This is a genomic window from Pontibacter populi (assembly GCF_040278685.1).
Lineage (GTDB): Bacteria > Bacteroidota > Bacteroidia > Cytophagales > Hymenobacteraceae > Pontibacter > Pontibacter populi.
In genome coordinates, this window is sequence record NZ_JBEOKT010000015.1 from 93,283 (window position 1) to 104,692 (window position 11,410).

The 11,410-nt window shown below is 46.2% G+C and carries 6 protein-coding genes; 1 reads left to right on the top strand and 5 read right to left on the bottom strand.

From position 1 onward, the window contains the following. Positions 1–94 precede the first annotated feature (94 nt). Together ABS362_RS15170 and ABS362_RS15175 are read right to left on the bottom strand one after the other, a co-directional pair. Positions 95–3,727, bottom strand: coding sequence for a M1 family aminopeptidase (locus ABS362_RS15170; RefSeq protein ID WP_350413382.1), 3,633 nt, complete (start codon positions 3,725–3,727; stop codon positions 95–97). Positions 3,728–3,783: 56 nt separating this feature from the next. After that, positions 3,784–4,695 (bottom strand): ABC transporter ATP-binding protein, encoded by a 912-nt coding sequence (locus ABS362_RS15175; RefSeq protein WP_350413383.1) that lies wholly within the window; start codon positions 4,693–4,695, stop codon positions 3,784–3,786. 377 nt (positions 4,696–5,072) lie between these two features. Here ABS362_RS15175 and aspS point away from each other — a divergent pair, with 377 nt between their 5' ends. Further along, positions 5,073–6,842: an aspartate--tRNA ligase gene (aspS, locus tag ABS362_RS15180; RefSeq protein WP_350413385.1), complete on the top strand. Its 1,770-nt coding sequence runs from the start codon at positions 5,073–5,075 to the stop codon at positions 6,840–6,842. A 198-nt stretch (positions 6,843–7,040) separates the two neighbouring features. Here the strand turns inward: aspS and ABS362_RS15185 are convergent, their stop codons facing one another. The 3 genes from ABS362_RS15185 to ABS362_RS15195 all read right to left on the bottom strand — a co-directional run. After that, positions 7,041–7,709, bottom strand: a complete 669-nt coding sequence (locus ABS362_RS15185; protein ID WP_350413387.1) for a dioxygenase family protein — start codon at positions 7,707–7,709, stop codon at positions 7,041–7,043. Between the two features lie 864 nt (positions 7,710–8,573). After that, positions 8,574–9,956: an NADH-quinone oxidoreductase subunit N gene (locus ABS362_RS15190; RefSeq protein ID WP_350413388.1), complete on the bottom strand. Its 1,383-nt coding sequence runs from the start codon at positions 9,954–9,956 to the stop codon at positions 8,574–8,576. A 38-nt stretch (positions 9,957–9,994) separates the two neighbouring features. After that, the coding region (locus tag ABS362_RS15195; protein ID WP_350413390.1) for a complex I subunit 4 family protein at positions 9,995–11,410 on the bottom strand (1,416 nt) is incomplete at its 5' end.

Genomic DNA, 11,410 nt, shown 5'->3' on the forward strand with positions numbered 1-11,410 from the left:
AGGCTAAAGTATAAAACTATAAACCTGAACTATAAAATAGAAGCCATACCTGAATGGGTATGGCTTCTGTGTTTAAACTAAACTATAGGCTCTTTTATCCTTCGGTAACGGTTTTGGTGTTATCGGTTGGGTTGCGGTCAATGAGTTTGTTCATAGGGTCGATGCCGGCTTTTTCGGGCTTTTCGTTTACTATAAACTCAAACTTATTAGTACCGGCTTTTATCTTATGCTTCTTTAAGTAGAGTGGTTTATCCTGCCAGTGGCCATCAACTTTGTTACGGGCAATTACACCAACATCTACCCAGTCGTTCATTTTGGCAGTTGTTTCGGTACCAAGGCTGTCAGCATATAGTTTCTTGGCATCCACGGTAAAGGTTACTTTATACTTGTTGTCTGCCAGTTTTTTGTAAGTAGCATCGGTGGTTTTGTTCTCGTACAGCGTTATCTTCTCAAACATATCGGTCACCATGTACTGCAACGAGTCTGGCGTAGCTTCGCGGATGTAACCCAGAAACTCGACAGAGTTCGTGAACGGAGCCCGCTGGAACGCCACTTTCTGGATATACTTCTGCAACGCCTTGTTCAGGTTGTCTTCCCCGATATAGTCTGCCAGCGCATACATTACCACGCTGCCTTTGCGGTAGTGGATGTAGCCCTGGTTCTCGACGCGGTAAAGCGGCATTTCCTTTTTGCGCTCAGTAGTACGGCCCAACAGATACGAGTTCAGTTCGTATTTCAGGAACTTGTTCATGCGTTCTTCGCCATACTCATGCTTCATCACCATCAGGGCGCTGTACTGGCTCATCGTTTCCGACATCAGCACAGAACCCTGTACATCGCCACCGATAACCTGGTGTGCCCACCACTGGTGCGCAATTTCGTGAGCGGTTACATAAAACGGGTAATCTACATCCTCCGGGTCTTTGTCATCCACATCGGCAATAAAGCCAATAGACTCAGAGTAAGGAATCGTATTCGGGAAAGATTGGGCGAACGACTGGTAACCCGGGAACTCCAGGATGCGCACCTGTTTGTGTTGGTACGGGCTGAAATTCTCGGTAAAGTAATCCAGCGATTTCTTCACCGATTTGATCATACGGTCCAGGTTATACTCGTGGCCTTTGTGGTAATAGATTTCTATCGCTACATCCTGTCCATTCTTACCTTTCCAGTGGTCTTTCCTTACCTGGTAATCTGCAGACAGGAAAGAGTAAAAGTTAAGGATAGGTGCATCCATTTTATAGTGGAAATAACGGCGGCCGTCTTTTGTCCACTCTTTCTGCAAATAGCCTGGGGCTATCGCGATCTGGCTTGGGATGGTGCTTACAGTAGCTTCAAAATTCACCCAGTCGGCGTCTTTACTGATGTAAGTGTTCATGCGGGCTACAGAATCATTCACATCAGCCATGCGTGGTTTAGGTTTCAGGTCGTGCTCTTTGCGCAGGTCATCTTCGCTCAGCTCAGCGCTGGAGTTGTAACCTATAGTTGGCAGATACTGGCTGTTGATGAATGTACCATTGTAAACGATACCGGTATTAGAACCACTGTTCCGGAAGCCTTTGGTTGCATAGTGCAGGTCCAGGAGCAAGCGCGTAGAGTCACCGGGTTGCAATGGTTTAGCCAGTTTGTAAATGCGGTAACCAAAGTCTTCATCGTTCAGGGCAAGTTTGGCTGGCTGCTCAAATTCCAGCTTGCGCACTTCCGCTTCATCCGACAGGTTAATATGCACCGAATCGATAGGTTGGTTATGTGTGTTCTTTATCCAGAAATAACCTTTAAAGTCGAAAATACGCTCTTCCGGGTAAATATCTACGTTCAGGTTTACATCGGTAATGCGGGGCTGCGGAATGCCATCGTACTTTTTGTAAGTCTTCTCATAGTTAGCCTGGCGTTCTTCCTGTTCGTCAGATGTTTTATAGTTGTTCAGGATGTTGGTGTTGTAGAAAATAAAACCACCTGTTATCAGGAAAACGATAAGTCCGGCTGCTGTTACGAAAAGCGTAGATTTTGTAAGCTGCATGCTAGCCAGTTTCAGGCGCCAGTTCAGCATATTTTCCGAACCGCGCGACCATAGCATGTTGGCAACTATAGCCAGCAGCAAAGCAAAAGCTCCCCAGTAAATTTTATAGATCGTAAATGGCCACACAAAGTGCCCGTAGCCGTTCATGGCCGAGTAGGTGATGCCTGGGTCGGAACTATAGGAGTAAAGCGTGTGCTCGAAGCCTAACTGACCTTTAAAGATGTTAAGCAGGTAATACACCACCATCACAAAATGGCCGATAAACTTATTGTTCACGATCACTTGTATCAGCATCGCCAGCACGCACAGCAGCAAGTAGTCTATCAGGTTAATGCCGAACAAGCCTTGCAGGTATACATTCAGCTCATACTTATAATAACCTTTAAACGTCTGGATGATGATACCGCAGATCATGATCACGAAAAGCAATATTACCTGCACCAGCATTAAAGCAGTCATTTTAGAAGCAAACGGCACCCAGTTCGGGATTGGCAGCGCATCGTAGATCTGGTTCAAGTGGTTATCGCGCTCGCGCCACACCAGTTCGCCGGAGTAAAAGGTAATGATGATCAGGAAGAACAGTGCAAAAGTACCGTTCAGCACCTGCACCACTTCCGACGTTACCGGGAAGGTATTGGTGTCGTACATCTTGCCCACCTGCGCCCCGGACACAAACAGGAAGATAATGCCTGCTGTAACTATAGCTATAAAGTAAACACTTTTGATGATACCATTGAACTCCAGTTTACTCAGTTTGAAATACTGCTTCAGACTCAGGTTAAACGAGAAATGCTGCGCTACTTTTGGCAGGTTCAGGCGCTCAGATGGCACAAATGCACCAATTGCTTCGGCGCTGTTTTTACGACGGAATAACTTTATACCTGCATTGGCAAACGAGAAACTGAATTTATAGTAGCAGAACGCTAGTAAACCTAAACCTATAGTTAGCCAGAACCCACGGTTGATGAGCAGGTAATCGCTGAAAGGCAGCATCAGGGTATTACGCTCGACGGTTGTCCAGTAGCGTTGTGTAAAATAGATAGCTGATGCGCCCAGCGGATCAGTCAGGTTGGCGATGAATTCGTTATCCAGGTCGCTGGTAAGACTGCTGGCAATACCGTACATCACTAAGAAGATAACGCCGCCTACATAAATAGAAAGTGCACTGCGGGTAAGCGTTGCCAGTGTAAAAAAGATAGCACCGGTAAGTATAAGGTTCGGGATGATGATGGTTAAGTACGGCTGTATGTACCACATCAAATTGAACGGGCCTACTTTTTCAGGCTCCATCCACGGCATAATAGTGGCAAACATGGCTCCAAGCGCCACACCTGTAAATACAAACAACGTTACCAGGAACGAACCTGTAAAACGGCCAAAAATATAACCTGCTTTTGAAATAGGCGTGGTATAGTACAGCGAATGTGTTTTATGCTCAAAGTCCCGGAAAATAGGCGTGCCCATCATAGAACAAGTGATCAGCACACCAAACCAGCTTAGCAGCGTTACGATCCAGTTGATCTGGTAAGGGGAGTTGGCAAATACTTTTCCGCCGCTGGCATCACCGATCACCACACCACCGCCAAAAGCGCCACCAATTGCCAGCATGGCCAGATACGCCATCAGGAACAGGATGAAAAAGTATATATAGGTAGCCGGACGCTTCATCCGGTACTTGAGTTCGAATAAGAAGATTTCCTTGAACATGGATCTTTTAATTATGAATTAGAAAATAAAAATTAGAAATGGGGATAGGCCAGTTTCTAATTCACAACAAGTTCTTCTGTATTCTCTTTCTGCTGTCGGCTCGCTTCGTGTATCTTGCTGAAGTACACGTCTTCCAGGTCTGAGTTAACAGGCTCGAAATCCATACCCGGCTGCACATCGCTGAGCACGTGTATGATAGTTTTGCCGGCAAACAAACGTGATGAAATAACATCATGCTGTTGCTGGTGCGCCGCCAGTTCCGATTTATGGATGAACTTGCGCCAGATGCGGCCATTCAGTTTGTTGATCACTTCCAGTGGGTCGCCGGTTAAAAGTACTTCGCCTTTGTTGATGATGGCAAAATTGCGGCAAAGGTCGGTTACGTCTTCCACAATGTGTGTAGAAAGGATCACGATGATGTTCTCTCCGATCTCGCTTAGCAAATTATGGAAACGGTTACGCTCCGCAGGATCGAGGCCGGCAGTTGGTTCATCAACTATAATCAACTGCGGATTACCCAGTAACGCCTGCGCAATACCGAAACGTTGCTTCATACCACCCGAGTAACCACCTAGGTTTTTCTTGCGCACATCGTACAGGTTAGTTTGCTGCAGCAGGGCAGCTACCACTTCTTTGCGTTCTTTGTTATCGCTTATGCCTTTCAGCACTGCAAAGTGGTCCAGCATTTCTTCAGCACTCACCTTAGGGTAAACCCCGAACTCCTGTGGCAGGTAACCCAGCACCTTCCGCATTTCTTCTTTCTGGCGCAACACATCCAGGTCGCCCAGCATAATGCTTCCGGTATCTGCTTCCTGCAACGTAGCTATAGTTCGCATCAGCGATGATTTTCCGGCACCGTTAGGACCAAGCAAACCAAACATTCCTTTCGGTATGGTCAGGTTAATGTTCTTTAGCGCTTGTGTGCCGTTCGGGTAGGTTTTAGAAAGATTCTGTATTACGAGCTCCATAGTTTATACTTTAAGGTGAAATAACTGTATATAAATAAAATCAATCTGTTCACCTATTCAAAATAAACTATACTAAAGCCCCCTTTTTCCCGACAAACCTAACCTATAGTTGCCTTATCAGCTTTAAGTAACTATAGTTTGGTTGTATCTTGTTAATTTATTGTGGGTTATAGGCCATTAGTTTTGAGGATGAGTAGGTTTATAGTTAAGAGCTATTGTTAACTGCTCTAATAAACTGGTATTGAAAATAGGGGAGACCCTGATTTACTATAGCTGCGTATACTTTTACTCACTAAGATCTGGCAAGCTCCTGCTATTTTAGCTGCAACCTAACGTAACAATTATTACTTTTGCGCTATATACTTAGAAATACTACTATGCTCCGAACTCATACTTGCGGCGAACTACGAATAGACAATGTAGGCGAAGAAGTTATCCTGACTGGCTGGGTACAGCGCCTGCGCGACAAAGGCGGCATGCTCTGGATAGACCTGCGCGACCGTTATGGTATAACTCAGTTAAGCTTTGAAGAAGGCCGAACCCCGGAAGCCCTGCTGAATCAGGCTCGTGAGCTGGGCCGGGAGTATGTGATAAGAGTAGTTGGTAAAGTTATTGAGCGCGAATCTAAGAACGATAAGATACCAACCGGTGCGATAGAGCTGAAAGCTACCAAGCTGGAAGTACTTAACGCTGCCAAAGTGCCTCCGTTTATGATAGAGGACGAGACCGATGGCGGTGACGACCTGCGCATGAAGTACCGCTACCTGGATCTGCGTCGTAACCCGGTTCGTCGTAACCTGGAGCTGCGCCACCGTGTTATGCGCGAGACCCGCAATTACCTGGACGGCCATTATTTCATCGAAGTAGAAACCCCTGTACTTATTAAATCTACACCGGAAGGTGCCCGCGATTTTGTAGTGCCAAGCCGCATGAACCCAGGCGAGTTTTACGCCCTGCCGCAATCGCCGCAAACGTTTAAGCAGTTGCTGATGGTGTCTGGGTTCGATAAGTATTACCAGATCGTAAAATGCTTTAGAGATGAAGATTTACGTGCCGACCGCCAGCCGGAATTTACCCAGATAGACTGCGAACTTTCGTTTGTAACCCAGGAAGACATCCTGAATACATTTGAAGGGCTGATCCACCACCTGTTCCAGAAAGTGAAAGGCGTGAACCTGCCGAAGATGCCACGCATGACTTATGCTGATGCGATGCGTTTGTACGGTTCCGATAAGCCGGATACCCGCTTCGGGATGCAGTTTGTGGAGCTGAACAGCCTGGTAAAGAACAAAGGCTTTAAAGTATTTGATGATGCCGAGCTTATAGTTGGTATAAATGCCACAGGAGCTGCAAGCTATACCCGCAAGCAACTGGATGAGCTGACAGATTTTGTGAAACGTCCGCAGATTGGTGCTACCGGTCTGGTGTATGCACGTGTAAACGAAGATGGCTCTGTTAAATCATCTGTAGATAAGTTCTACTCTCCGGAAGACCTGGCTGAGTGGGCTGCGGCTTTCAACGCCAAACCTGGCGACCTGCTGCTTGTATTGGCTGGCGGTAAAGACAAAACCCGTAAAGCCCTGAACGAACTTCGCCTGGAGATGGGAACAAGACTTGGCCTGCGTGATAAAGATACCTTCTCAGCGCTATGGGTAGTAGATTTCCCGTTACTGGAGTGGGATGAAGAGTCTGGCCGTTTCCATGCCATGCACCATCCGTTCACGTCGCCTAAGCCGGAAGATATGGAGTTGATTGATGATCGCCCGAGTGATATCCGTGCGAATGCTTATGACATGGTAATCAATGGCGTAGAAGTGGGCGGTGGCTCTATCCGTATCCACGACCGCCGTTTGCAGGAGCAGATGTTCCGTTTGTTAGGCTTCTCCAACGACGAAGCAAAAGCACAGTTCGGGTTCCTGATGGAAGCATTTGAATATGGTGCGCCGCCACACGGTGGTATTGCCTTCGGCTTCGACAGACTTTGCTCCATCTTCGGTGGCTCCGACTCTATCCGCGATTACATTGCCTTCCCTAAGAACAACTCAGGCCGCGATGTAATGATCGATGCACCTTCTCCGATTGCGGATGCACAGTTAGATGAGCTGCATATTAAAATGAGAAATATTGCTACACCTGAGAAGAAGTAGTAATACAACTATAGTTTAACAAAAAAGCCTGTAGCAGTAATGTTACAGGCTTTTTTGTTTTTGTCTGAATCTGGATTTACAGGAGTTAAGGTTTGACAGGGTTCATTTTATCTTTTAATCGTTGTCATCTCGACAATAGGTGAGATCTGGGTGGACTATAGCCTATTAGAACAGTTAGAACGTCCTAACTATAGTTTTTTACTTCTGCTTTGGATAGTTGCTGATATTCTGTCCAAGTATAATGTCCCGTGTTGCTCGTTGCACACCATCCTGTTTGGTAACTCTTACAACTCCACTTCCACCTTTTATAGTAGCAGCATCTCTTGTGCCTTTTGGCAGCAGTGGATCATCCATAAACATGATGTCATCGATGTAGTATTCATTATCTATAGTTGGTTCTTTTACCAGCATATGGATATGTTCGGGGGCGTTCCTGCTTGGGTAGGATGCAGGGCGGTTGGTGTAAATGGTATATTTGCCGTTCTTATCCGTCTTCACCCAGCCCCGGATGTAGCCGTGCCTTTCAGCTTTTGGGTCAAGTCCTTCCTTGTTGGCATAAATGCCTTTGTTATCAGTTTGCCAGTAGTAAAGTATAATATCAGGTGCCGGCGTTTTCTTGTCTGGTTTGTAAACAGTGCCTGTTACTATAAGCTTTGGTCCTGGCAGTTGCCAGCCGGCACTGGTATCGGTTGCATTTATAGTTTCAGGCATCCCTACATAAATCAGCTCACAGGTTTCGCAATGGCCACCTACTCTTGGCGTAGTTTGTTCCCGAACTTCTGACCCTGTTGGCACATCTACTTGTACCTTGCCGTTGCAGTTGGTCAGCAGCAAAATAAATGGCAATATAATTCTGAAGTACAGCATCTGGAATAGGCTCTGTATAGTTGTACTTTGTTAGATTTAAATTAGTTAAGTCTTTCGGCGATAGATTGTGTGTGTTGGTATATTATTTCTGGGAGAGCTATAGGTGAGCTTTAGATTGTGGAGGAGTTTCGGCTGCTACTATTATAGTTTGGATTTACTGTTTTATAGTTAGCGTTTGTCCAACCACCCCCAACCCCTCAGAGCTACGCTCGCTACCTTCGAAATCTCTTCTCGGTAGTCCAAGGCGGGGAGCTTTTCGGCCTTTGCTATAGTTTTCCTTATAGTTTTATTGTTGGTGATTTAACACCCCTATATTCCCCTCAAGGGGATACTTCTTCTATAGGTATAGTTGGCTTTATTGTTCTATAGTTCACGTTATTGGGCGGACAGGTCTCGACCTGTCCCTACGGAATTTTAACCACGAGAAAGATCAAAGCTTAACAGTTCAAACTATAGACAAAGGTGGCTATGAGAAATTTCTCAGTCTTTGGGTTGAGCGCCTTGTGAATATCTGGTGCCGTCAGGCATTGCGAGGAACGAGCAAAAGAGATTCGCACCGCGCGATGCCCAAAGACGGGCCCTCGCGGCCGTGAGCGCACCAAAGCCAGAGATGAAACTATACGTGAATAAAGCTCCCAGGATAAAGAGTGGTTTGAAAGGATAGCTTAGTTCAAGTTAGAACAGACTACAATTATAAGCTGAGATAGATTTCTCGCTTAGGCTCGAAATGACAAATGGAAAGTAGAGGACACTTAGGATGCTTCGGCTCAACTCAGGATGACGGAGCAGAAACTATAAGATATATACCAACAAAAAAAGGCTGCCCTTTATCAGAGCAGCCTTTCTAATAACTATAGTTTCCTGTTACAGGATATTGCTTACCAAGCCCGGCGCTAAACCGAACAGGATAGTAAGTACAGTACAGATGATCAGAACCAATGTAGCGAAGCCGCTTACCGGTACTTTTGTGTTTTCACCGGCTGGCTGCAGGTACATGGCGATAACCACTTTAAAATAGTAGTAAATACCAACTGCAGCCAAAATAACAGCTAACACGACCAGCCACATCAGGTTTCCGGTTGCTACTACAGCCGAGAACACGAAGAACTTACCAAAGAAACCAGCTGTGAGCGGAATACCAGCTAAGGAAAGCATCGAAACCGTCATCACAAAAGCAAGTAATGGGTTTGTTTTGCCTAAGCCGTTAAAGGCTGTAAAAGTCTCGTCTTTACGCTCATCCGAAACTAACTTAAGCACGCCAAAAGACATAACTGAAGCTACGGCATAAGCCAGCGAATAAAAGAAGATCGCGCTTTGTGATAGCTCATTGAAAGCCACCAGCGTCATCAGCAGGTAACCCGCATGCGAGATAGACGAGTAGGCCAGCATACGCTTCACGCTTGTTTGTATGACTGCGCCAATGTTACCAACTATAAGTGTGAGTACGGTTATAGCAATAAGTGTCGGGAACCAGGCTGTGAACGACGCGCCGAAGGCTGCGTGCATCAGTTTGTAGAAGGCCGCTACACCAGCAGTCTTTACAACTGTTGCCATAAACATCGTGAACAGGGTAGGAGTACCTTCGTACACGTCCGGTGTCCAGAAATGGAAAGGAGCAGCTGCAATTTTGAATGAAATACCGATTACTAAGATCAGCAGGCCAAGCGTGAACATGGTGTTGGTGGTGCCATCAGCCATCACATTAGCTGCACTTATCTCTGCAATGTTAAATGTACCAGTCGCACCGTAGATCAGTACTATACCAAATAGCAGCACACCTGTAAAGAAAGACCCCATCAGGAAGTACTTCAGAGCGGCTTCGTTTGAGCGCAGGCTACGTTTGTTGCTACCTGCCAGCACATACATGGCAATAGAAATAATCTCAATACCGATAAACAGCATGATCATGTTCTCGTAAGCCACCATCATGATAGCACCAACCAGCGAGAACAACAGGAGAGAGTAATACTCTGCCAGGTTATCGTCTTCGGCATCAATGTAACGCTGCGAGAACGGTAGGATGAATAAGGTCGTTAAGACCATAATGCCTGTAAAAGCCACCGCATAATTATCGATGGTTAGCATGTTGTTGAAGTAGGTCTGGGTATTGTTCCAGCCAAGCAGGTTTGTGCCGAACACAATGATCAGGAACAGCAGGGCCAGCGGCAATAAAATTTTCTTAGACTTCAGGAAACCTACAAAGAGGTTAACGATGCCGAAAACTGAAAGAAGTATGATCGAGGTCATGTCGTCTTATTTCCTGTAATTTCTTTATTTAAATCCGCTTAGCGGTTAATGATCGTCAGCAGGTTCATCACGGCAGGTTCCGAAATGCTCAGGAACGTGTTCGGGAACAAACCAATCCAGAACACCATAATTACCAGCGGGATAAGAACAGCCTTTTCGTTAAATGTAAGGTCGGTGAAAGCTTCTGTTACCTCCGACTTTGTACCGAACATCACACCCTGGAACATGCGCAGCATATAAACCGCACCCAGTATGATAGTTAAGCCAGCTACAGCGCCAAACCAGGCATTGTATTGGTAAACGCCCATCAGCAACAGGAACTCACCCACGAAGCCATTTGTAAGCGGCAGCGCCACAGAACCCAGCAACAGGATCATGAAGAAGATCGAAAGTGCTTTGGCATTCTGCGTGATACCACCCAGGCTGGTAATTTCTCTTGTGTTTGTTCTTCTATAAATGATGTCGATGATAAAGAACAGACCCGTTACGTTGATACCGTGGCTCAGCATCTGGATAACGCCACCTTGTAAACCTTGCTCGTTCAGGGTAAAGATACCAGCAGCAATAAGGCCAACGTGTGCGATAGATGAATATGCGATCAGGCGTTTCAGGTCGTGCTGGCGGATGGCGATAACAGATGCGTAAACGATACCGATGATGGAAAGAACTAGCACCACCTCAACCCACTGGCTAACACCCATCGGTACAACTGGCAATAACCAGCGCAGCACACCATAAATACCCATTTTTAGCATGATACCGGAAAGCAACATCGTTGCCTGTGTAGGCGACTCGGTATAGGTATCGGGCTGCCAGGTATGGAACGGGAACACCGGCATTTTAATAGCGAAAGCAATGAATAGGAACCAGAAGATCCAGCTCTGCGACTCAGCACTTAAGGCCAGTTGGTAGAACGCCTGCACATCTGAAGAGTGTGCTGCTACACCTGTACCAGCAGTCTGGAAGTATAAGTATACAAACGCGGCCAGCATGAAAAGCGAACCGAAGATAGTATACACAAAGAACTTGAACGTAACCGGAATGCGGTTAACACCACCCCAGATAGCCGCAATAAAGTAGATTGGAATAAGAGCAACTTCCCAGAAGAAATAGAACAGGAACGCATCTAAAGACACAAATACGCCAATTAGGCCGGTCTGCATGAACAGGATCAGCGCGTAGAAAGCGTTCGGGTTCTTGTAGTCGTGTTTGAAAGCCGAAAGTATGATCAGCGGAACCAGGAATGTGGTCAGCAACACCATAAGTAAGCTGATACCATCCATACCAATATGGAAACCGATACCGGCGCTTTCTACCCACGGCGTGTTCAGTTCGAACTGTGTGCTGCCGTCGGCTGCGTTAAAACCTGTAGTTGCAACTATAGCTATGGCAAACTCAACAAGTGCTGCCACAAAAGCCACTTTCTTGGCACCTTGTCCTTTTATCAGCAACAC

Bases quoted from the DNA above. Each gene is read 5' to 3' on its own strand.
- ABS362_RS15170 (WP_350413382.1), bottom strand. From the start codon at position 3,727: ATGTTCAAGGAAATCTTCTTATTCGAACTCAAGTACCGGATGAAGCGT.
- ABS362_RS15175 (WP_350413383.1), bottom strand. From the start codon at position 4,695: ATGGAGCTCGTAATACAGAATCTTTCTAAAACCTACCCGAACGGCACA.
- aspS (WP_350413385.1), top strand. From the start codon at position 5,073: ATGCTCCGAACTCATACTTGCGGCGAACTACGAATAGACAATGTAGGC.
- ABS362_RS15185 (WP_350413387.1), bottom strand. From the start codon at position 7,709: ATGCTGTACTTCAGAATTATATTGCCATTTATTTTGCTGCTGACCAAC.
- ABS362_RS15190 (WP_350413388.1), bottom strand. From the start codon at position 9,956: ATGACCTCGATCATACTTCTTTCAGTTTTCGGCATCGTTAACCTCTTT.